Source organism: Myroides marinus (assembly GCF_900109075.1).
Taxonomy (GTDB): Bacteria; Bacteroidota; Bacteroidia; order Flavobacteriales; family Flavobacteriaceae; genus Flavobacterium; species Flavobacterium marinum_A.
This window is the reverse complement of sequence record NZ_FNYS01000012.1, coordinates 51,319-75,147: the sequence shown is the minus strand read 5'-3', so window position 1 is coordinate 75,147 and position 23,829 is coordinate 51,319. Positions and strand designations below refer to the sequence as shown.

The following is a 23,829-nucleotide window of genomic DNA, read 5'->3' as shown; positions in this document are numbered from 1 at the left end:
AGTCCAGTTTTGAGAAATACGAAAGCATAAAAAAAGCAGGCTCTCACCTGCTTTATATAATTCTATGGAATTAACTGCTCTTCTCTTAACTGCTCAAATAACTCTATAAAAGAATCTTTTGTACTCTTATATGCAGTAAAACCAAGTTTTCTACTCTTAGACATATCGGTAAACACCTCTATTGGGCGACCTAAATCTGCGTCTGTATGCCATGGAGAAACTAAAGTGCTTAATGTATTGGGTTGTAATTGACATTGTTGTACAATACTCTGCCACACTTTCTCTTTAGATAATAACACAGACTCTAAAGGTCTAACACTACCATTATACCCTTCAAAAGGTATCTCAAAGTAATTTGCTATCTCTTCCCATAACCACTTCCATCTAAATACATCTCCATTAGTCACGTTAAACGCTTGATTGGCTGCCTCAGGTGTAGTAGCTGCCCATACTAATTGCTTAGCTAATATTCTAACATCTGTTATATCTGATACCCCATTCCACTGGGCTTCTGATCCTGGCCACACCATAGGCAAACCTTCTACTTTACAAATACTCGCGTTTACGGCAAGGGTTATCCCCATATTCATCAAGTTACCTACTGCATGCCCAATCAAAGTATGTGGACGGTGTATACTCCAAGTAAAACCATCTCGCTCAGCAGCAGCATAGACTTCGTCTTCTTGTGCATAATAAAAGTTCTCTAAATCTAAACGAGGGTGTTCTTCTCTTACAGGTGTTTTAGGTAGTGTCCCTGAGCTTGCATAAGCTTCAAAAGGTCCTAAGTAATGCTTTAGTCCAGTAACTAAAGCTACATGCATCACACACTTTTTAGGAGATAAGGTATCTAATAAGTTTCTTACTAAAGTAGCATTGACGATTATATTCTCTGCTTCTGTAGCTTGTCGCATCCACGTGGTAAAGAATACATGTGTAGGTGTTATCTCTTTTAAGGCAATAGCCAAACCTTCTGTATCTAATAAATCTGCTACAACAGGGATAACTCCCTCTATGCTACCTTTTGGATTACGTGCTAATCCATATACTATCCAATCTTGGGCAATTAGTTCTTTTGCTAAGTTACTACCAGCAATACCACTAACACCAACTACTAATGCGATGTTCTTCATAATTAATTTCTTTGAGAACAAAGCTAAAGCATCCTAAATACCTGTGCATTGATCTAAAACAAGGCATTCCATTGATCTACATCAATGAGATTATTTCATCTTTTTCTTTATACGGCTAACTGTCTCTGGGGTTAGTCCTAAATAAGAAGCTAATAGGTGCTGTGGAACTCTATTGAGCAATTCAGGGTAACAAGTAATAATCTGTGCATACTTCTCTTCTGCATTATAAGCTATATTACTCAGAATACGTCTGTCTTTATTAGATAAGCTGCGCTCATATAGTATTCTAAAATAGGTACTCATTACAGGCATATCCACTACTAACTTATCATAGTCTTCTTTTGAAATTAACAACAGTTCTACATCTTCTAAAGCGTCTATATTTAGCACTCCTTTCTCTCCTGTAAAGAAGCTATACGAATCTGCTATCCACCAGCCTTCCCAACCTAGAAAATTGATATTCTCCACTCCTTTTTCGTCTATAACATATGATTTCAGCACTCCTTTATTTACAAAAGTCATATACTTACACACTTCTCCTTCTTGTAAGAGATACTGTTTTTTTCTTAGCTTCTTAAATGTAAAATACGCTTCTAATTGAATCGCTTCTTCTGAAGTTAGTTGTACTTTCTCTTGAATGTGCTGAATTAATAAATCGAACATAATAAGTTGTAAAAATATCCTATCTACAAAAATAAGCAATTAAGCCTGCAATTGTTTACCTTTAGCTATTCATTACAATATTATGCCTATAATCACTCAACACGATTTGGTTATCCCTTATCCCAAAAAAGTAACGCTATCTATACAATTTAGCTACGCCATCGTGGATATACACAATAGCTTTGACTACTTAGAGGAGTTATGGGAAAACATTGTCAATACTATCACTAATGCGATTACAGATAGAGGTATTACTATATTAGAAGGTACTACAGATATTAATGATGATTATACTATTATCGCCTATAACTTAGTGATATTAGCTGTACCTCCATACATCAATTTCTCATTCATATACGATGAACTTGTAGCTAGTGAACTACCTAACCAATTGAGATTAACCACTCCTAATTACTACAATAATGAAGAACTAGATATATTATTAGAAACGAAATAACTATGAAACTAAATACCACAAATAGAGGGAATCTACCAAATCCTAAAGAACTAAAAGAATTGTGTAAATCACTTGCCACATTAGATGCTATACTATGTCAAGATTGGGAATATAGATACTACTTATACAATCATATTTGGTCTGATGATGAAGAATTCTTTCAGATGCGAGATGGTGAAGGCAATGATATGGTTATACTGTTTAGAAATGACGGAGTAGTAATCAATGGCTTTGACCATGAACTATATGATTTTGAAGAGAGCCTCCCTAATAAAGAAGATCTAACAGCAGGGCTCCCTAGTCAATACATAGAGTTTATTTTTGGAGAGTATATTAGTGGTATTGGTACAACTTATTGTATCTGGAGTGACAACAACCAACAATGGACAATAGGTCAAGTAGATAATCAGCAGGATGGTTCTGATGATCAATTATACATCTTTGACAATAATCCGGATACATATATTAATTGGGCAACCAACTATTACTTCGATGAAGAAGAAGAGTCTATGACAGCTCAAAAGAAAGAGATTATCAGACAAATTTATCAAGGCACAACACTAACTAAAGAAATGATATTAACTCTAAATCCGGAACTAGAAGATTGGGAGTTACTAAAAGAAGATATCATTGAGATTAATTACCCTCATACTTTATAATTACAAATGAAAAACATAGTTGCCATTATAGGGAGTGCAAGTGCTAATTCCTCTAATCATACACTGATTAACTACATTAAACAGCAAGCAAAAACTGAACTAAACATCACTGTTTATGACAGTCTAAAGGAGCTACCTCACTTTGACCCTATACTTACTGATGAAAACACACCTATTGAAATCACTAAGTTTAGAGAGCTAATTCTAAATGCTGATGGAGTCTTAATCTCTACACCTGAGTATATATTCAGTATTCCGAGTGGTTTAAAGAATGCTTTAGAATGGTGTGTCTCTTCGCCTACCTTTATGCATAAGCCTTTAGGGATAATTACAGCATCAGCTAATGGAGAAAAGGGACATGAAGAACTACAACTCATTATGCAAACACTAATGGCTATTTTTACTTCTGACACAACACTCTTAATTCGTGGAGCAAAAGGCAAAACAAGTTTGCCTAATGAAGTAATAGACATAGAAACAAAAGAAACATTAGATGCTTTCATCTCTTCTTTTATAGAACTAATCAACACAAGTCAAAAACAATGATAAAACCAATTGATATTACCGACTTATCTCAAACTTTAAAAGTATTAGAAGAAGTAAAACAACATATGCTCAGTCAAGGGATTGATCAATGGGATGAATCTTATCCTAATAAAGATATTATCTCTAATGACATTCAAAAGAAGCAAGCTTATATCTACACAGAAAACGAACAGGTCTTAGCCTATATGGTCTTAAACGAAGAGTACGATATAGAATACGATGACCTCAACTGGAATACTCCTACTCCGTTTGTCGTAATTCATCGCTTATTCGTTAAACCTACCGCTCAAGGAAAAGGAATATCAAGCCAAATGATACAATATGCAGAAGAATATGCCAAGACAAATATGTACGCCTCTATTCGCTTTGATGCGTACTCTCTAAACAATACTGCAAATGCAGTCTACCTAAAGAAAGGATACACCTTAGTAGGCACAGTACAATTCAGAAAAGGAGTGTTTAACTGTTATGAAAAGACATTATACTAAAAAAGCTGACTCGTAAAAGAGTCAGCTTTTTTAGTATATAACATTACCATTTATTACTAATTTCTATAACATCACCTAAAGTATAATATCTTCCCTTCTTCATAATCTTTACGAGAAATAGCCTGTCAATACTCTACATCCTCTGTCTCTTTCTTTGTTCCTACACTTATAACCTATTCATTTTTAAAGCACAAATACAACGATCACTCATTCATATAAAAACACTATAAATCAAACACTAACAACAAAAAACCGAGTCTATATAGACTCGGTTTTTTTATATAAATCTTATTACACATTCTTATTTAAAAGGAATAGCATATAAATAATTTTCCCAAGAAGAAGGAGTAAAACTCCAATCGTGAGTATTCTTAACTAATATATTTATTGTTACTTCTGCATTAGTAACTTCAATTAATGAGCTTCCCCATAGAAAAGCATAACCTGGCCATAAATTTCCTCCAATAGAAGGTTTAGAAGCTCCTCCATTTAAAAATATAAAACCATTCTCTGCCCTAGTAGTAGTTGCTGTTGATAAATATGAAGTTAACCATATAGGGTTTGTTCTTACACTTAAAGTTAACCCCCAATTTACTATCCATTTTCCTTTCTTCAGTGTAATCGTCGCATTAGTAAAAATTGACCCTTCAGGATTTGTAGTAGTACTATTTACTCCACCTGGATTAAACTTTCCGATCACAGCAGGTAAAACACTTGGTAGCGATTTAATCTCAGCTATGCCATCTCCATTTGATGTTAAAACTTTCCCTGCATCATTACCAGTACTTACAACTTTTAAACTACCTCCATTGATATCTAACCTAACAGTAGGATTCAATACACCTATACCTACGTTCCCCTCTTTAGTGACTACAAAATCATCTTGAGCCTCAATTGCACTTGGTGCTTTATCTTTTGGATTATTACCTTTTCCATCTACATGTAATGGATGCATTGGTAAACTAGTATTAACACTAATTTGACCAAATCCTAAGATTGAATAAAAACACAATATTACTAGTACAGCTACTTTTTTCATAATCAATATTTTAAATTAAAGAACTGGTGTTGCATAGAAATAATTTTGCTCCCCTTTAGGATCAAATACCCCAATTCCTTTTTTTCTAATTAACACATACAAATCAACTATATCATTTGTTACCTCTATAATAGAACTCCCTGATAAAAATCCTTTTCCGGGTCTTAAATATGCAGCGTAAGAAGTATTTGTCTTTGCTACTGTATTAAAAACAAATCCACTCTGCTGTTTTACAGTCTTTGAAGAAGAAATAATTGAAAGAAACCATGTATCTGAATTTGTAATATCTACTACTATCCCTAAGTTTACTACCCAACGTCCTTTTGTAAGGGTTATTTTATAATTTGAATAAAGGAATACATCATCAGTTTCATTAGTCCATAATACTGAACTTAAACTTTCAAAATTTCCAATAACAGTTGGAATATCATATGGAACTTTTTCCCAGTGAGCAAGTCCCTGTCCATCTGACATTAAAATTTTGTTTTCTCCTTCTGTACCATCCTTTAAACGAATAGTTCCGTCTACTTCTAACTTCACTGTTGGATTAACAACTCCTATTCCAACCTCACCGTTCTTTGTCACAACAAAATCATCTTTAACTTCAATAGTACTAACAGCTCTATCTACTGGATTATTCCCCTTAGAATCAATATGCAACATTTGCATTGGTACTTTTGCATTAATACCTGTTTGAGCATAGCCTAAACTAAAAGCCAAGATGTGTACTAATAAAACTATTTTATTTCTCATAACTCACTTTTCTAAATAAATTTACTTGATACTCATCATTCACTAGAGTACTGGTATAGCATAAAAATAATTTTCCCATGATCCTGAGCTAAAACTCCAATCACCTAAGTTATCAATCATAAGGTAAAGTGTAACTGTATCAGCTGTAACATCTATAACTGAACTTCCAGAAAGTAAAGAGTAATTAGTTGCTACAACTTTCATACGAGACGCATAAGCTGTATTATTACCTGCATTACCTTGAAATCTAAAACCTATTTGCTCTTTACTAGTCTTAGAGCTTGATAATATAGCTTGTAACCAAAGATCTTGATTAGCTGAAATAACAAGAGTTAATCCAGCATTGACAATCCATCTTCCTTTTGACAAAGTAATATATCCTTTAGAATGTATATATTTTATACCTGTATTACTTTTATCACTCCTTGCTGTTCCTGATTCAAACTGCCCCAATACAGTAGGAACAATATAAGGGATAGACTGCCATTTAAGATTACCTACAGCATCTGACATCATTACCTTACTATTTCCTTCATTTCCATCTACTATACGCATTTTACCCTCTATATCTAATTTGGCTTTTGGTTCGAAAGTACCTAGTCCCACATTTCCTTCTTTAGTAATAACAAAATCATCTTTTGCTTGATCAACACTTGGTTTTACACCAACAGGATTATTCTTACTTCCATCAATATGTAATGCTTCTAAAGGTATAGGTACATTTATACCAACTTGCCCAAAACTAAATAAAGAATAAAAAAAACAACATAAAATAACACAACCTCTCATATACAAAATTAATTTTATTAAAAGTAACTATAATCAAATAAAATAAATTATTTAATAAAATTAATAAAAAAAACAATGATTAAAAGCACAAATTAACAATGATAAATATTTTAAATTACAATCAATTAACACAATAATTACACATTAAACATCCTCTATACAAACATAATTAACAGAAAAAACACACTTACAACCAATAATCTCAAAAGAACAAAAACTCTAAATTATACCTATAAATTATACAATGAGCTATAAAAATCAAATACAAACTAAATACCCCTGACAAACAACATAACTTCTATATAAAAAAAACGAGCTATGGTAGCTCGTTTTTTCTATGCATTAAACTATATTAATTCCTCATTAAACAACTCTTCTAACTGCTCTGGAGTATCTAAGTATAAAACCCATTCCCCATTCTTGCGTATATATATCTTTTCTGTTACTTCTCTTTCTTTACTTTTAGCGGTAATATAAGTTCCTTGCCCCATACCTCTCATAAGGTTAAAATCTTCTTGCTCACGAAAATTAGTAAACAAACAAATATCCATTGCAGGGATACTAATAGCAATTAAATCAGAATTTACTGTTGATGTAGCATCTATTCTCCAGAACGGTTCAATAAGCATCACAGAAGCATTTAAATTATCATCGAAGTTAATAGTATAAAAAGGAGGTCTATCCGTTTCTTGTTCATCGAATTCAAATTCTCCAACTTGACTGTGTTTTTTAAACCTTTGTACTAAGTTCTGATAAGCTATTTTTCTTACCTCTTCAAATTCTACTCCATATTCTATTAGATGTCGTTTAGTTAACTGTTCAAAGCCTTCTCCATTATCTAACACATAACAAATAACAAGTCCATCTACAAAGTTCTCTGTTAGCACATCACTATTAGTTATATCTTCAATAAAACTACTATCATCAGTTGATCTTATTTGAGGATAAAGACAACTTAAATCATTCTTTTGTTGCTTATTGGTATTCTTTGATGTTGTAGAAGAAGTTACCTGATGTTGTTTATTACCAAACAGTTTACTAAAAATTCCCATAGTTTTTATTTAAATATACAGTTTCTATATCAAACAAAAAAAAACGAGTCTATACAGACTCGGTTCTTCTTATATATTTCTTTTTATAACATATTCACTTGGTTCTTCATTCAAGTACATCTTGTGAGGTGATTGTTTAGTATGAAAGATATCTAAAACAACAACACTATCATCTACAATTTCATACAGTATCTTATAATTTAAAGTTAATAGATACCTTCTTTCATACCTACTGTGGAAAGACAACTCTTTTTGCCCTAAAAACGGGAAGTCTATTAATTGCATAATGGAAGCTAACAAAACTCCCTTTACCTCTTTCGCTTTCTCAACATCTACATAACAACTATAATAGCTATAGATTTCTTTTAGCTTCTTTGTTGTGAATTGAGATAATATAACCTTCATGATCTTACCACTTATCACTCATCTCTATAACCTCATCTAAAGTATAGTATCTCCCTTCTTCATAATCTTTACGAGAAATAGCTAAGCGCTCTTCTAACTCTTCTTCTGTCATAGGAACAAACATTGCCTCTTCCTCTAATAAAGAAGTCACATAACTACTAATCTTATCTAATAGCTTCTCATCCTGAATACCTTTTAAGTAATCGACCAACTGCTCTTTCTTCGCTTCTATACTCATAACCTATTCATTTTAAAAGTACAAAGATAATGATTACTCAACTACGCAAAGCACTATCAATCAAATATTAACAACAAAAAAACCGAGTCCATACAGACTCGGTTTCTCTCTTTATAACTATAAAACGGGGAGGATTATTTCACCTCTTCGTATTCTACGTCTTGTGTACCATCAGCATCACCACCTTGGTTTGGCTGTCCTTGTTGAGGACCTGCTTGACCACCTTCAGCTTGTGCTTTGTACATTTCTTCAGATGCTGCTTTCCAAGCTTCGTTGATTTTATCTAAAGCTGGTTGGATAGTATCTAAGTTCTTAGTTTCAAAAGCTGTTTTTAATTCAGCTAAAGCTCCTTCGATGTTAGATTTATTACCATCAGATAATTTATCTCCGAACTCTTTTAATTGTTTTTCTGTTTGGAAAATCATAGCATCAGCCTCATTGATTTTCTCTACAGTTTCTTTTGCTTTTTTATCAGCATCAGCATTAGCTTCAGCTTCTTTTTTCATTCTTTGGATTTCTTCTTCAGTTAATCCAGATGAAGCTTCGATACGAATATCGTGAGATTTACCAGTTCCTTTATCTGTAGCAGATACTTTGATAATACCGTTAGCATCGATATCGAAAGTTACTTCGATTTGAGGCACACCTCTTTGTGCTGGTGGTAAACCATCTAAGTGGAAACGACCGATTGTTTTGTTATCGTTTGCCATTGGTCTCTCTCCTTGTAATACGTGGATTTCAACCGATGGTTGGTTATCTGCAGCAGTAGAGAATACTTGAGATTTCTTAGTTGGGATAGTCGTGTTAGACTCAATCAACTTAGTGAATACACCTCCCATAGTCTCGATACCTAATGAAAGTGGAGTAACGTCTAATAATAATACGTCTTTTACATCTCCTGTTAATACACCACCTTGGATAGCAGCACCGATAGCTACAACCTCATCAGGGTTAACTCCTTTGTGTGGTTTTTTACCGAAGAATTTCTCTACTTCCTCTTGGATTCTTGGGATACGTGTAGATCCACCTACTAAGATTACCTCATCGATATCTGATTTAGATAAACCAGCATCTTTTAACGCTTTCTCACATGGAATCATAGAACGACGTACTAAATCATCTGATAATTGCTCAAATTTAGCTCTTGTCAATGTTTGTACCAAGTGTTTTGGTCCTGAAGCAGTAGCTGTAACGTAAGGTAAGTTAATCTCTGTTTGTGTAGCAGATGACAACTCAACTTTTGCTTTCTCAGCAGCTTCTTTTAAACGTTGTAATGCCATAGCATCTTTACGTAAATCTACACCTTCAGCAGCGTTAAACTCATCTGCTAACCAGTTGATGATTACGTTATCAAAGTCATCTCCTCCTAAGTGAGTATCTCCATTAGTAGATAATACTTCGAATACACCGTCTCCTAACTCAAGGATAGAGATATCGAATGTACCACCACCTAAGTCATATACTACTACTTTTTGATCTGTTCCTTTTTTATCTAATCCGTATGCTAACGCAGCAGCTGTAGGCTCGTTAATAATACGTCTAACTTTTAATCCTGCGATTTCACCTGCTTCTTTTGTCGCTTGACGTTGTGCGTCATTAAAGTAAGCTGGTACAGTAATTACAGCTTCAGTTACTTCTTGTCCTAAGAAATCCTCAGCTGTTTTTTTCATTTTTTGTAGAGTCATTGCAGAAATCTCTTGTGGCGTATATAAACGTCCGTCGATATCTACACGTGGAGTATCATTATCTCCTCTTACTACTTGGTAAGGCACAGCATCAACTTCTTTAGCTGATGTACTGAACTTCTCTCCCATAAAACGTTTGATAGAAGCAACTGTTTTTGTTGGGTTAGTTACTGCCTGACGTTTTGCTGGATCACCAACTTTAATCTCTCCACCTTCTACGAAAGCTACGATAGATGGTGTAGTTCTTTTTCCTTCAGCGTTTGAAATTACTACTGGCTCATTTCCTTCCATTACAGAAACACAAGAGTTAGTAGTTCCTAAGTCAATACCAATTATTTTACTCATAATATTTTTATAGTTTATTTTTATACTTATTTAAATGTTTTAAGCTTCAAGCTCGGTTACTACTAAACAATCTTTGTGCCAACAGAAAAAAAGGAATCTTTTGTCTGTTTTTGCGTTTAAATAATGTCATAATGTCATTTTAAAAACTATAGCAGCCTATTTTATTACATCTTTCGTCAGTTTTTACTGACACCCTATTTACTAATTCCTTTTACCTAAATGAGTATGAATACTTAAACTCCACTTTTAAAGAATATCACTATTCACACATTAGATTTTTTACTCACTATGGGTCACTTCTCTATGCAGTGTTAGTACAATGCTAGTATAGTGTAAGTATAGTGCAAGTACCAAAACACTGTAAAATGGTACTTAAACTATACTTACATTATTACTTAACTATGCTTACAATCCGTAGCAAATTGAAACAAATCAAATAGTCATTCATACCAGTTTAAACATTTTTGCCCTATATAAGTACTCTAATAAGCAGTACTCTATTCTAAGGCTTAGAAAATCAAAAACTCCATATCAAAAAACAATTCTCATCCTGCGTTAAATAAATCGAGAAAAGTTGTGCCTGATTAGAATTTAGCTATCTTCGTATTATTAAAATCACTACTATTTTATGGAATGTATTTCTGTATTTGATATGCTTAAGATTGGTGTAGGTCCTTCGAGTTCACATACTTTAGGACCTTGGAGAGCCGCTGAGCAGTTTTTAAAAGAATTGCGCGAACGCCAAATCTTTGATCAAGTTAATTACTTAAAAATTGACTTATTTGGTTCACTTTCTCTTACTGGAGTTGGTCATGCTACTGACTTAGCTGTTATGTTAGGATTAAGTGGAGCTGACCCAGAATATGTACCTGTAGAAGATATCAGTGGAATTATAGAGAAGATTAATAATTCTCAATCACTGGCTCTAGGTGGTAATAAACCTATTACATTTAACCCAAAAGAACATATTGTCTTTAATAGAAACTTTCTTCCATTTCATGCTAACGGAATGACATTCACTGTAAAATATGGTGAACACGAACTATATGAGTCTACGTTCTACTCTATAGGTGGAGGATTCGTAGTAAAAGAAGAAAGTGCACAGAATGTGGAAAATGATGAAATCAAAGCTACCTTCCCATTCCCTATTGATAAAGCAACAGAGTTATTAGCATACTGTAAAGAACAAAACAAATCTATATCTGAAATCGTATACGAAAACGAAAAGTCTATTCGTACAGAGGATGAGATACATCACGAACTTATGCGTGTATGGAATACTATGCTAGAATGTATGTACATAGGTTGTCATACAGAAGGTATACTACCAGGAGGACTTAATGTGCGCAGACGTGCTTATGACACTCACCTTAAACTGAAAGGTGAATTGCCATATAATACTCCTCAAGAATGGTTACAGACTATTAGAAAAACTAAAGTATATTTCAGACAAATCCTTAAATGGGTAAGTTGTTTTGCACTAGCTGTAAATGAAGTAAATGCTTCATTAGGTCGTGTTGTTACAGCTCCTACTAATGGTAGTGCCGGAGTTATACCAGCTGTATTAATGTATTACCTAGTAATAGAGAATCACAAAGCTGGAGAAAAAGAAATTAAACAGTTCCTTATGGTAGCTGGTGAGATAGGTAGTATCTTCAAAAAAGGAGCTACTATATCTGCTGCTATGGGTGGATGTCAGGCAGAGATCGGTGTATCTAGTGCTATGGCTGCAGGAGCATTATGTGAACTTATGGGTGGAACACCAGAACAAGTGACTGTAGCTGCGGAGATAGCTATGGAACACCACTTAGGACTTACATGTGATCCTATCGGAGGTTTAGTACAGGTACCGTGTATCGAAAGAAATACTATGGGAGCTATTAAAGCTATTAATGCGGCCGAACTAGCTTTAGATACTGATCCTAAAAATGCTAAAGTTCCTTTAGACAAAGTAGTAAATACAATGTGGGAAACTGCAAAAGACATGAATAATAAATACAAAGAGACTTCAGAAGGTGGTCTTGCTGTAGCTGTAAACTTATCAGACTGTTAATCAGATGAAACAAACAATCGGAATATTATGTTTCCTTATCTCTGCCTACGCTTTAGGTCAGAGCAAACTTTATGTATCTACTCCTACAGTAGCCTATAATGATGCTACTGGTACTACACAGGTCGGTATCTATACACGTGGAGCCTACTTAGAAAATGTAGAAAAAGTGAATAAAGATGTTTTTAAAATTACTAATGAGTTCTTAGGAACAACATACATCTTAGACACAGAAAATTTAAAAGAAGTATTAGTATCACAGGATGTTTCTGAAGCATCTCCTGCTCCTATTATAGACTTCGATGATTACTATGGTAGCCCTCACCTATTTACAGTAGTAGGAGGTCTAAAAGTGCGAAAAGAACCTAACCATCAGTCAGAGACTATCGGTGTTCTATATAATGGTACACCTGTAGGGATAGATTACTATCCTTACGACAAAGAAGCTTGGACTAAAATACAGTTTAACGAAGGTCAAGGATATATCCCTGTTAAGTACTTAGGAAAAAGACCAAACTTAAACAGTCTTATCACTAGCTATAAAAAAGCAACAGAAGCTAAGGATCAAAAAAGATTTATGCAGCGTATAGTAGAGCTAGGATGGAACAGTAATGATGATGATAATGCTAAGGCACTATTGATATTTGCAGACTATGCAGATAAGAATGCTCAACCAGAACGCGCTGCTATCGCAAGGTTACAATCAGAGGTGCTAAAAGCTATTCCTGAGGATGAAGAGTTTGACAAAACGTTAAGTTTGATTTCTAAAAAACTGTTTGGTTTTACGTTAAATAATGTGATAGAACCAAAAAAAGGGTTTAGCTTAGCCACGTTAGAAAAGACTTTCGGCAAGGTAAAAGATAGCTATGCTCATTTAGATGATTGTGCTTTAGGAGACTATGAGAGTAATATCTTATTCGCTTCTGCAGAGTGTATCGGGCATGATATCAATAAAACATATACCCTAAGAATTGTGCAAATGGGTAATGGTGCTGGATTTAAGATCAACAATAGTATTCTAGATGAGAATACTACAGAAAAAGAGTTTTTAAAAACTGGAAAAGGATTAATTAATACAATTCTATCTACTGATAAAGCTTATCAAATACCTACAGGTGATTCGGCATATCGCTTCACATTCAAGGATGGTAAGCTGAGTAAAATAGAGTTGATTTATTTCTGTTAATCAACAATTCTAGTTATTAATATAGTTTTACAATAACCCTAAAAACAAGAAAAATGTCTGTAGCAAAAAAAGACTATAAAAAAGTGACAACTAAGTCGCTAATAGATATGAAAGCTAATGGAGAGAAGATATCAATGCTAACGTGTTATGACTACTCTATGGCTAAAGTATTAGAAGCTGGTGGAGTTGACGTTATGCTTGTTGGAGATTCTGCTAGTAACGTAATGGCTGGTCATGAGACTACATTACCGATCACATTAGACCAGATGATCTACCATGCACAGTCTGTAGTACGTGGAGCTGACAGAGCGCTAATTGTTGTGGATTTACCTTTTGGTTCTTACCAATCTGATCCAAAAGAAGCTTTGCGTTCAGCTATTCGTATCATGAAAGAAAGTGGTGCTCACGCTGTAAAAATGGAAGGTGGAGAAGAAATTAAAGATGGTATTAAGCGCATCTTAGATGCTGGTATACCTGTAATGGGACACTTAGGTCTTACTCCTCAATCTATCTATAAATTTGGTACTTACACAGTAAGAGCTAAAGAAGAAGAAGAAGCTAATCAACTTATCAAAGACGCTAAAATGTTAGAAGAAATTGGTTGTTTTGCTCTAGTATTAGAGAAAATACCAGCTGCATTAGCTAAGAAAGTTGCTGAGAGTATCTCTATCCCTGTTATCGGTATTGGTGCAGGTAATGGTGTAGACGGGCAAGTATTAGTAATACATGATATGATCGGTCTTACTCATGAGTTTAGTCCTAAATTCTTACGCCGTTATATGAATATCTACGAAGATATGAAAAACGCAGTAGCTCAATATGTTGATGATGTAAAGTCTGTTGATTTCCCTAACGAGAACGAACAGTACTAGAATAACTTACATATTAAAAATACAGAGAATATCCTTTTTTAAGCCTAGAATATATGGTAACTAATTAACTCACAGTAAAAGGTTAACGTAAATTCTAGGTTTATCTAAAAAAGGATATTTTTGTTTAAAATTATTACAAAATGAAGATTGTCTCTACACCCGAAAACCTACAAGTACTACACGAGGATAACCATATCATCGTCATTAATAAACGCGTAGGCGATATCGTACAAGGGGATCAGACAGGCGATATACCACTTAGTGATATCGTCAAACTATACTTAAAAAAGAAGTACAATAAACCTGGTGAAGTATATTTAGGTGTAGTACACAGATTAGACCGTCCTACATCAGGATTAGTAGTATTCGCTAAAACATCTAAGGCTCTTAGTAGATTAAACGAATCGTTTAAAAACAGAGAAACTCAAAAGACTTATTGGGCTGTGGTAAAAGATGCTCCTCCTAAAGTAGAAGACACCCTAGAACACTTCTTAGTTAGAAATCAGAAGAACAATACTTCTAAAGCACATAACAAGGAAGTTCCTAATAGTAAAAAAGCTAAGCTAACGTACAGAATGTTCCATCAGTTAAAGACTTATTCTGCTTTAGAAATAGACCTTTACACTGGACGTCATCATCAGATACGCTGTCAGCTATCAGCTGTAGGTTGTCCTATAAAAGGTGACTTAAAGTATGGTGCCGATAGAAGTAATCCTGATGGAGGTATTCACTTACATGCTCGTAAACTTACCTTTATTCATCCTGTGACGAAAGAAACACTAACAATAGTAGCCCCTACTCCTGATGAAGTAATTTGGAATAATATAGAAAGTAAATAACATCGTATAGATATCCCTCTCTTTTTTACATAAAATCGAGAGGGATTTTTATATAATAATCAATTAAAGAATACACTAAACATATTTCGTTTCTTCTTAATACACCTATTTGATAATTGACAAATTTCACTATCTTTCATTTTTACATAATTTTTTGATAAATGAATGATAAACCTAAAAAAAGTTTAGTAGATAGATTCTTATCTAGTGTGGAGAAGATCGGTAATATGTTACCTCATCCAGCAACTTTGTTTGCTAGTTTTGCCTTATTAGTTATTATTGCCTCATGGATAGCGAGCTTCTTCGATCTCTCCGTTATACATCCTGGTACCAAAGAAGAGATTAAATCATTTAACTTAGTAAGTGCAGAAGGTCTTCATCTAATCCTATCTAAGATGGTTACCAACTTTACTAACTTCGCACCATTAGGTACTGTTTTAGTTTCATTATTAGGTATTGGTATTGCAGAAGGTTCTGGGCTAATTGGTACTATACTAAAGAAGATAGTACTATCATCACCTAAAAAATTACTAACATTCGTTATCGTATTCGCTGGTATTTTATCTAATACTGCTAGTGAAGTAGGTTATGTATTATTAGTTCCTTTAGCGGCTATTATTTTCTTAGCGGCTGGGAGACACCCTATCGCTGGATTAGCTGCAGCATTCGCTGGTGTATCTGGTGGTTATAGCGCTAACCTATTATTAGGTACTATAGATCCTCTATTAGCAGGTCTATCAGAAGAAGCTGCTAGAATTATAGATCCTACTTATGTAGTTAATCCTGCCTCTAACTATTACTTCCTTTTTGTTTCTACCTTTATTATTGCCATACTAGGAACATGGGTTACGGAGCGTATAGTAGTCCCAAGATTAGGTGAGTATACTGGTGAAGAAAAAGCTATCTCTATCGATCCTTTAACTAAAGAAGAAAAGAAAGGTCTAATCTATACTATTATCGCAGGTGCATTATTTACAGCTTTTATACTGGGAGGACTTATTCCAGAGAATGGTTATTTAAGAGGAACTGACGGTGGTATTCTGAAATCGCCATTTATGTCAGGTATTGTGGCCCTCTTATTTATTGGAGCAGCAGTAGCAGGTATTGCTTATGGAATAGGTGCTAAGACAATAAAGAACGATACAGATGTAATGAAGGGTATGTCTAAAGCAATGGAAACTCTGGGTTCTTATATTGTACTAGTATTTTTCGCTGCGCAATTTGTTGCTTATTTTAACTGGACGAATTTAGGGTTAATCTTTGCTATCGAAGGTGCTGAGACTTTACAAAGTTCTGGATTAGGAGCTATTCCATTAATGTTGATGTTTATTGTTGTATCAGCATTGATTAACCTAATTATGGGAAGTGCTTCTGCTAAATGGGCAATCATGGCTCCTGTATTTATTCCTATGTTTATGTTATTAGGATATTCACCTGAATTAGTTCAAGTCGCTTATAGAATTGGTGATAGCGTTACTAATATCATCTCTCCTATGATGAGTTATTTTGCTTTAATAGTGGCCTTTATGCAACGTTATGATAAAAAAGCAGGAATAGGAACTATTGTATCTACGATGCTACCATATACGATTACATTCTTTATTGGTTGGTCTATATTATTTGTTATCTGGCTATTACTAGAATTACCTATCGGGCCAGGTGCTCAGTTGTTCTACAGTGCACAATAGTACTCCACATCAAAATACACAATAAAAGCTATTCGACATCGAATAGCTTTTGTTCATTTATAACTCTACTTATAATGTTTTGTTCATAACTTAGTTGTCACAAAAAAAGAAGATGAAAATAGAAAAGAAACATAGTAAAACATTTGCAACTGAAGATACTATCCTATCTGCTACCCTAGCACAATCCGATGAAGCAGTACTGGTAATGAGTAATGGTGATGTCGTGAGGTATAACTTTGTGACTGATGAGACACATACAGTAAGTACACTGAAAGACAGTATGGGTTATACTGATGGAGGATTTGACTTGACAAGTCCAATCTCTATTTACACATTAGATGATATAATAGTGGCAGTTAACGATTTTACTAGACATGGATATATCTTTAATCCTACACAAAAGTATAGACTACACTTATGGAGAGGAGAATACTACGCTAAAATAACGAAATACCCTATTGCATTATACAAAGATACGCAACAGGTACCTCATCTGATCTATGCCAATGATTGGAATCATGTTCATATAATGAATCTCAACACTCGTCAGATATTAACGGCTGCCAAATCATTGATAGAACAAAATGCAGAAGAAGAACACATTGAGTTCTATAAAACACATGAAGAAAGCAACAAGTTAGCATGGCCAAGTTCTTATGACTACTTCTATGGAGGCTTAAGTGTATCACCTGACAATAAGTACTTTACTAGTGCTGGTTGGGTATGGGGATCTTTTGACTGTTGTAATACGTATGAGATTGAAGATTTTATTAAGAATAACAGAATATCTGATATATACACAGCTGGTGGTGAACACGTGGATAGCCCCTTATGTTGGGTAAATAATAATACTATTGCTATAGCATATGATCCGTATGCAGAAGGTGATGAGGAAGCTACTAAAGGTTCTCTAAAAGAAATACATCTCTATCACATCGAAAACAATTCTTCTACGTTGATTGAAAAAATACAAATGCAACGCCAAGATATTGAGTATACTAAAATGTATTTTGATACTGTACTTAATTCATTTATACTATTGAGTAAGTCGGGAGAAATCACAGTTATCTCAAAGTCAGGAGAGATAGTATTACAGCATAATGACATAAATGTTACTACATATAACACTGCAACTAATCAGGCTCTAGTACATGGTGATAAAACCATTGCGATATGTACCTTATCAGAGTAAACAACAAAGGCTATTCGTATCCGAATAGCCTTCTTTATTTATGTACTAATAAGATTAGAATTTATATCCTACAGATACTTGGAATACTCCATTTTTAGATTTAATCTTTTCACCTTCAACTTTTTTTGCTACATCAGTCAAACCGATATTATAACGAGCATCAAAGAATACGCCCATAGGAAGCTCATACCCCGCCCCTAGATTTAAAGAGAAGTCTACACTTTTCATTTCATCTTTTATATTAACACTACCATCTTTCGCAGAAGCTAAGAAACCTATTTGTGGACCAGCTTGTACATTTAAACCGTCAAACACATAATATTTAGCCATAATAGGCACGTTAATGTAATCTAATTTCATTGTTTCTTTAACAGTAAATCTCTGAGGAATTCCTACTCCAGTATTAATAATCTCTGTAAACTCATATTTTGCCCCTTGAGCTGAATACAAAATCTCAGGTTGAATAGAGAATTTCTCTGTTACGAAATATTCTGCTACTACCCCAACATTGAATCCTGTTCTAGAGCTACTGTCACCATCTCCACTAATTGAAGATACGTTAAGACCAGCTTTAGCTCCTAATTTTAATTCAGGTTTTTGAGCATTTGCATTAAACGAAAAAGCACATAACACTAATGCGCTAAGAATGATTTTTTTCATAATAATTATGTTTTATTTAACTATATAAATATACTAATATCTAGACAATTATTAACATAAATTTAAAAAAACACTTAACCATACAGAGAATAAAGCACTAATCTCTAATATATTACAATTATATCATTATATAGAGCGGCTTTTAGAAGTATTAATTATAAAAAGAGTTATCTACTATTCTGTAGCAATTGGTTTATTACTTCTAGACCACTCACTCCATGAACCAACATATAATTTAGGTGTAGGTAATCCTGCAGCTGTAATTGCTAATAAGGTATGACATGCAGTAATACCTGATCCACAGTGTACTGCTCTATTATCTACTGGATAATCATCTAAGATAGCTGTATACTTCTCCTTTAATTGCTCTTCAGTTAAGAACAGTCCTTCACTATCCAGATTAGACATAAACGGCACATTAACAGCTCCTGGTATATGCCCTGCTACAATATCTATAGGTTCTGTAATTCCTTTATATCGATTAGCCTCACGTACATCTATAACAATATAATCTTCACGCTGTACATTGACCTCTATCTCATTAATATCTGCTAAGGGTAATTGCCAATCTGTCACAGGATAAAGTGATACTTCTTTAGGTGTTACTTTATTATTGTTAACAGGGTAGCCTACTTTCTCAGCAGCCGCCATTCCCCCACTTAACACCTGTACCTTTTGATGACCTACTGCTGTAAGCATCCACCAAAAACGAGCAGCTGAATTACCTCCAAAAACAGTATCATAGATAATGACATGGCTCTCTGCTGTTATTCCTAATGACTGTAAACTATGTGCAAACTTCTCTACTGATGGCAGGGGATGTCTACCTCCTTTAGAAGCATCCTCTCCTATCTCTGCTAGTTGTTCATTTCCATCTACAAATAATGCTCCATCTAAATGTGAGTTATCATAATTCTCTCTCGCTACTTTACTATTCGTAGCGTCTATTAAAATATAGTTATCGCCTTTCTGTTTTAAAGACAATAGTTCCTGTGGTTGAATAATTGGTTTCATATTGTTAGTTTGTATTGATTAGATATAATGTTACATTCGTGGAGCTATAATTAGCTTAGATAATTGCATACCTAAAGCTATCACATCTCTACTATCCTTTACTTCGTATAATGTTGTCCCTGTAAGTATACTCGTTTCTGGTTCTAATACTTTGCGTTCTACTGCGGTATTCGCTTCATAAATAAGATTCAGATCTGCCGTATTAGTCATTTGTATCTCTAGTTTTAATACACCTGCTGATTCATTTACATAAAAAGGCATAACTTTATTTATAACAGGATTAAATGCTTTACTTACATATGCAACGACAGATAACGGTAGTACTCTCTCACCATCAAGAGTAGATGGCTTATGTGTATAAATTATTTTATTTGTCTGATATCCAGCTACGACAACAGTCTCTCCTGTATCTTGTCTATCAAACTTGTCTTCTGTGATATTTACCTGAAGTGTCTGGGAGTCTAAGAACTCTTTTTTGTATTTAAAATTTAAGCTAGAGTTAGGCACTATTCTAGATTCTGCAAAACCATATCCTTCATCTAAGATATCGTTCCACTTATTCTCTATAGTATAGCTTAATCCTTGTCCTTTATACACCACTTCATAACCTGCGATATATATACTGTTCTTTAAAAAAGGTAACGAACCAAACATTACATTAAACCTTGGGTTATTCTTTAAGATATTCTTTAGATGTGTGCGATCTGACTCAGTTAACTTCTCACTATACTCCTCTATAAGTTCATTCGCTAACAAAGGTTCTTTACTTATATACTTTACAAAACCATCAACAATAGAATCCTTAAAAGACAATTGATATGTAAGAACTCCTTCCTCTACTTTATCAACGATACCAATAGTATCTTTCTTTAACACATCATTGGTTATTTTAGTAGAAGTTTCATCTACTTTTAAGTTTTCTTGTTTTTTACAGCCTATCAGTGTAAGTCCTATTATCAATAAGCTTAAACATCTATTTTTCATGCTTTGTTTATTTTGAAAAACTAAATTACAATAAATTGCTTTGATAGCTTATATTTTAGTCTCTGAAATGACTTCCTTCACACTAACTTAATTAATAATTGTACAAAACTATATAACCCTTCATAGAAATTGTATAACAGTCATTTTGACTTTTTATTCGTACTTTGTAGAAGTAAAAAGAGATATCCTATAATCATGAAAAAAGAATATAAAGTAAGCGGTATGAGCTGTAATGGTTGTAGAACCAAGATAGAGAACACACTTAATGAGATACACGGTGTTACTGCAGAAGTATCACTAGAGCAAGAACAAGCTAATATAGATTCACATCACGATATAGATACACTAACTCTACAAAAAGCATTACTACAAAAAGGTAATTATATACTACAAGAGATAGTAACTAAAGAAGATGGTAGCCAAGAGATACTTCCTCCAGTAGAGGTGAGTGAAGAAGATATGTACCAACAAGAAATCCCCGATGGGATGGCTGATAAAGCTGGTAAGTACTTCTGCCCTATGCTATGTGAGGGAGATAAAGTCTACGATACTAATGTAGGCTGTCCTGTATGTGGTATGAACTTAGAGCAAATTCCTGCTCCTAAAATTGAGAAGACAGTATACTACTGCCCTATGCTATGTGAAGGTGATAAAACGTATGATAAACCAGGTAACTGTCCTAAATGTGGGATGAACTTAGTAGCTAAGACAATCTTAGTAGAACAAGAAGATACTACATATACTGATATGTTAAAGAAACTGCGTATATCAGTAGGTTTTACTATACCTGTATTTATACTAGCCATGGGATCTATGATACCTGGTGACCCTATCGGAAAAGTAGTTCCTCATGAGTGGAATAACTACATCCAATTATTATTTACTATACCTGTGGTATATGTGTGTTGGATGTTCTTCACTAGAGCATGGACTTCGTTTAAGACGTGGAACCTAAATATGTTCAGTTTAATAGGATTAGGATCTGCAGCTGGTTTATTATTCAGTGTAGTTGCTTTATTCTTCCCTGACTTATTTCCAGATGATTTTAAAGGAGAACATGGTATACATTTATACTTTGAGTCAGTAGCCGTTATTCTAACGTTAGTGTTAGTAGGACAAGTAATGGAAGCAAAAGCTCATAGTCGAACTAATACAGCTATTAAAGAGCTTTTAAAATTATCACCTACAGAGGCAACTTTAGTAACTGATAATGGAGAAGAAGTTATCCAAATAGAGAAAATAGTAAAGGGAGATCGCCTACGTGTAAAACCAGGTGAAAAAATACCTGTCGATGGTGTGATTAGTGAAGGGGAATCTAGTATAGATGAATCTATGATAACTGGTGAACCAATCCCTGTACACAAACTAAAAGGTGATAAAGTAGTATCAGGTACTATTAATGGGAATAGTTCATTTATTATGACTGCGGAAAAAGTTGGTAATGAAACTTTACTTGCACAGATTATCGACATGGTAAACAATGCTAGTAGATCTAGAGCTCCTATTCAAAAGTTAGCTGATCAAGTAGCTAAATACTTTGTACCGATAGTGGTGTTAATTTCTATTGTTACTTTCATATTATGGAAAACAATGGGACCTGAACCAAGATTAGCGTATGCCTTTGTGAATGCACTAGCTGTCTTAATCATTGCTTGTCCATGTGCATTAGGATTAGCTACCCCAATGTCTATTATGGTTGGTATTGGTAAAGGTGCTCAAAATGGTATCTTAATCAAAAATGCTGAAGCATTAGAAACTGCGAATAAAGTAAATGTATTAATCACTGATAAAACAGGTACACTGACTGAAGGGAAGCCTTCTGTAGAAAAGATAGTAAGTATTCACCCTGATTATACAGAAGAGGATTTATTACTATTAACAGCTTCGTTAAATCAAAATAGTGAACATGCATTAGCTACTTCATTTACCAATAAAGCAAAAGAAAATAAAATGCAATTAATCCCTGTAAAGATGTTTAACAACATCACAGGTAAAGGAATACAAGGATTAGTAGACAAAAAACGTGTTTCCTTAGGTAATAAGGCACTGATGGATGTAGTACAAGCTCAATTATCAGAGAACCTAGTTAAACAAGTAGAAAAAGAACAGAGTTTAGGTAAAACTGTATCTTATATCGCTGAAGGCAACACTATCATCGGATATGCAGTACTATTTGACAAAATAAAAGAGACTAGTAAGCAAGCTGTAAAAGAATTACAAGACAAAGGAATCGAAGTAATCATGATTACTGGAGATAATCCTAATACAGCTAAAGCTGTAGCAGACGAGCTAGGTATCAAACACTTCTTAGCTGAAGCTATGCCAGAAGATAAATTGAATGAAATCAAGAAACTTCAAGAACAAGGAAAAGTGGTAGCAATGGCAGGAGATGGTATTAATGATGCTCCAGCCTTAGCACAAGCGAATGTTGGGATATCGATGGGTACAGGAACTGATGTAGCTATAGAGAGTGCAGAAGTAACACTATTACAAGGAGATCTAGCAGGTATTCCTAAAGCAATTAACCTAAGTCATGGTGTAATGAAAAACATTAAACAGAACTTGTTCTTTGCCTTTATTTACAATAGTGTAGGTATTCCTATCGCAGCTGGTATATTATACCCTGTATTTGGTATTGTCTTATCACCTATGATAGCAGCAGTGGCTATGAGTTTTAGTTCAGTATCAGTTATTACAAACTCTTTAAGACTTAAAAACTTAAAACTTTAATCATCATTTTTTTTATATAATACCTTTCATTTTTTAAAACCAGAGCGATAGCAATAGCTCTGGTTTTTTTGTGTTCAGTTTAGAGCAAAAAAAAAGCCAGGGCTCACTATCCCGGGCTTTTTATTCACCTTAAAAACTAAAATTGCAAACACAAATACCAATTATTAGTTGAGTAAACTGAAAAAAGGCCATCCAAAAAGAATGGCCGTACCAGAATCATCTATATAAGAAAAAACAAGTCCCCACTCTGTTTTTTAATAATTAATTAGAAGCCTTGGTGTTTTTTTCATGTTTAACCGATGCTAATATACTAAAAAAACACAAATATTAACATAAAAAGAAACTGATTGTAAAAAATTAATACA

General features: G+C 34.0%; 23 protein-coding genes. 11 read left to right on the top strand and 12 right to left on the bottom strand.

Going from position 1 to position 23,829, the window contains the following annotated elements; translation table 11 throughout:
- Positions 1–62 precede the first annotated feature (62 nt).
- Entirely contained in the window at positions 63–1,130 is a 1,068-nt protein-coding gene (locus BMX53_RS12590; RefSeq protein WP_074746681.1) for an SDR family oxidoreductase, read from the bottom strand.
- A gap of 90 nt (positions 1,131–1,220) precedes the next feature.
- Positions 1,221–1,793, bottom strand: a complete 573-nt coding sequence (locus tag BMX53_RS12585; protein ID WP_038986368.1) for a Crp/Fnr family transcriptional regulator — start codon at positions 1,791–1,793, stop codon at positions 1,221–1,223.
- Between the two features lie 82 nt (positions 1,794–1,875).
- Here BMX53_RS12585 and BMX53_RS12580 point away from each other — a divergent pair, with 82 nt between their 5' ends.
- From BMX53_RS12580 to BMX53_RS12565, 4 genes are read left to right on the top strand one after another with little or no spacing between them, the layout of a single operon-like run.
- Complete coding sequence (locus BMX53_RS12580) at positions 1,876–2,250, top strand: hypothetical protein (protein WP_074746679.1); 375 nt, start codon at positions 1,876–1,878, stop codon at positions 2,248–2,250.
- A 2-nt stretch (positions 2,251–2,252) separates the two neighbouring features.
- Complete coding sequence (locus tag BMX53_RS12575; protein WP_074746677.1) at positions 2,253–2,909, top strand: hypothetical protein; 657 nt, start codon at positions 2,253–2,255, stop codon at positions 2,907–2,909.
- A 6-nt stretch (positions 2,910–2,915) separates the two neighbouring features.
- Positions 2,916–3,455, top strand: coding sequence for an NADPH-dependent FMN reductase (locus tag BMX53_RS12570; protein ID WP_074746675.1), 540 nt, complete (start codon positions 2,916–2,918; stop codon positions 3,453–3,455).
- Positions 3,452–3,943, top strand: coding sequence for a GNAT family N-acetyltransferase (locus BMX53_RS12565; protein WP_074746673.1), 492 nt, complete (start codon positions 3,452–3,454; stop codon positions 3,941–3,943). The genes BMX53_RS12570 and BMX53_RS12565 overlap by 4 nt, the downstream gene beginning before the upstream one ends.
- Before the next feature lie 301 nt (positions 3,944–4,244).
- Here BMX53_RS12565 and BMX53_RS12560 read toward each other — a convergent pair whose 3' ends face one another.
- From BMX53_RS12560 to dnaK, 7 genes are all read right to left on the bottom strand, one after another.
- Positions 4,245–4,982 carry a hypothetical protein gene (locus tag BMX53_RS12560; RefSeq protein ID WP_074746671.1) on the bottom strand — a complete coding sequence of 246 codons (738 nt, stop codon included), beginning with the start codon at positions 4,980–4,982 and terminating at the stop codon, positions 4,245–4,247.
- A gap of 15 nt (positions 4,983–4,997) precedes the next feature.
- On the bottom strand, positions 4,998–5,735 hold the full coding sequence (locus BMX53_RS12555) for a hypothetical protein (RefSeq protein ID WP_074746669.1): 738 nt from the start codon (positions 5,733–5,735) through the stop codon (positions 4,998–5,000).
- Positions 5,736–5,777: 42 nt separating this feature from the next.
- Positions 5,778–6,524: a hypothetical protein gene (locus BMX53_RS12550; RefSeq protein WP_074746667.1), complete on the bottom strand. Its 747-nt coding sequence runs from the start codon at positions 6,522–6,524 to the stop codon at positions 5,778–5,780.
- A gap of 347 nt (positions 6,525–6,871) precedes the next feature.
- Positions 6,872–7,576, bottom strand: a complete 705-nt coding sequence (locus tag BMX53_RS12545) for a DUF1444 family protein (RefSeq protein WP_074746665.1) — start codon at positions 7,574–7,576, stop codon at positions 6,872–6,874.
- Between the two features lie 69 nt (positions 7,577–7,645).
- A complete protein-coding gene (locus tag BMX53_RS12540; protein WP_074746663.1) occupies positions 7,646–7,981 on the bottom strand; it encodes a type II toxin-antitoxin system RelE/ParE family toxin in 336 nt (111 codons plus the stop codon).
- Positions 7,982–7,985: 4 nt separating this feature from the next.
- The gene (locus BMX53_RS12535; RefSeq protein WP_074746661.1) at positions 7,986–8,219 is read right to left on the bottom strand and encodes a hypothetical protein; all 234 of its coding nucleotides are present in this window, start codon (positions 8,217–8,219) and stop codon (positions 7,986–7,988) included.
- 134 nt (positions 8,220–8,353) lie between these two features.
- On the bottom strand, positions 8,354–10,249 hold the full coding sequence (gene dnaK, locus BMX53_RS12530; RefSeq protein WP_074746659.1) for a molecular chaperone DnaK: 1,896 nt from the start codon (positions 10,247–10,249) through the stop codon (positions 8,354–8,356).
- Positions 10,250–10,877: 628 nt separating this feature from the next.
- On the opposite strand from dnaK, the gene BMX53_RS12525 reads away from it, so the two are divergent.
- From BMX53_RS12525 to BMX53_RS12500, 6 genes are all read left to right on the top strand, one after another.
- Positions 10,878–12,302 carry an L-serine ammonia-lyase gene (locus BMX53_RS12525; RefSeq protein WP_074746657.1) on the top strand — a complete coding sequence of 475 codons (1,425 nt, stop codon included), beginning with the start codon at positions 10,878–10,880 and terminating at the stop codon, positions 12,300–12,302.
- 4 nt (positions 12,303–12,306) lie between these two features.
- Positions 12,307–13,485: an SH3 domain-containing protein gene (locus BMX53_RS12520; protein WP_074746655.1), complete on the top strand. Its 1,179-nt coding sequence runs from the start codon at positions 12,307–12,309 to the stop codon at positions 13,483–13,485.
- Positions 13,486–13,538: 53 nt separating this feature from the next.
- Positions 13,539–14,357 carry a 3-methyl-2-oxobutanoate hydroxymethyltransferase gene (panB, locus tag BMX53_RS12515; RefSeq protein ID WP_038986350.1) on the top strand — a complete coding sequence of 273 codons (819 nt, stop codon included), beginning with the start codon at positions 13,539–13,541 and terminating at the stop codon, positions 14,355–14,357.
- A 140-nt stretch (positions 14,358–14,497) separates the two neighbouring features.
- Entirely contained in the window at positions 14,498–15,196 is a 699-nt protein-coding gene (locus tag BMX53_RS12510) for an RluA family pseudouridine synthase (protein ID WP_074746653.1), read from the top strand.
- Positions 15,197–15,357: 161 nt separating this feature from the next.
- Positions 15,358–16,884, top strand: a complete 1,527-nt coding sequence (locus BMX53_RS12505; protein WP_074746651.1) for an AbgT family transporter — start codon at positions 15,358–15,360, stop codon at positions 16,882–16,884.
- 112 nt (positions 16,885–16,996) lie between these two features.
- Positions 16,997–18,076 carry a hypothetical protein gene (locus tag BMX53_RS12500; protein WP_074746649.1) on the top strand — a complete coding sequence of 360 codons (1,080 nt, stop codon included), beginning with the start codon at positions 16,997–16,999 and terminating at the stop codon, positions 18,074–18,076.
- A gap of 54 nt (positions 18,077–18,130) precedes the next feature.
- On the opposite strand, the gene BMX53_RS12495 is transcribed toward BMX53_RS12500, so the two are convergent.
- The 3 genes from BMX53_RS12495 to BMX53_RS12485 all read right to left on the bottom strand — a co-directional run bounded on the left by BMX53_RS12495 (position 18,131) and on the right by BMX53_RS12485 (position 20,734).
- Positions 18,131–18,736 carry a porin family protein gene (locus BMX53_RS12495; RefSeq protein ID WP_074746647.1) on the bottom strand — a complete coding sequence of 202 codons (606 nt, stop codon included), beginning with the start codon at positions 18,734–18,736 and terminating at the stop codon, positions 18,131–18,133.
- A gap of 174 nt (positions 18,737–18,910) precedes the next feature.
- Positions 18,911–19,750 (bottom strand): sulfurtransferase, encoded by an 840-nt coding sequence (locus BMX53_RS12490; protein WP_074746646.1) that lies wholly within the window; start codon positions 19,748–19,750, stop codon positions 18,911–18,913.
- 30 nt (positions 19,751–19,780) lie between these two features.
- Complete coding sequence (locus tag BMX53_RS12485; RefSeq protein WP_074746644.1) at positions 19,781–20,734, bottom strand: hypothetical protein; 954 nt, start codon at positions 20,732–20,734, stop codon at positions 19,781–19,783.
- A gap of 195 nt (positions 20,735–20,929) precedes the next feature.
- Here BMX53_RS12485 and BMX53_RS12480 point away from each other — a divergent pair, with 195 nt between their 5' ends.
- Entirely contained in the window at positions 20,930–23,464 is a 2,535-nt protein-coding gene (locus BMX53_RS12480; RefSeq protein ID WP_074746642.1) for a heavy metal translocating P-type ATPase, read from the top strand.
- Positions 23,465–23,829 lie beyond the last annotated feature (365 nt).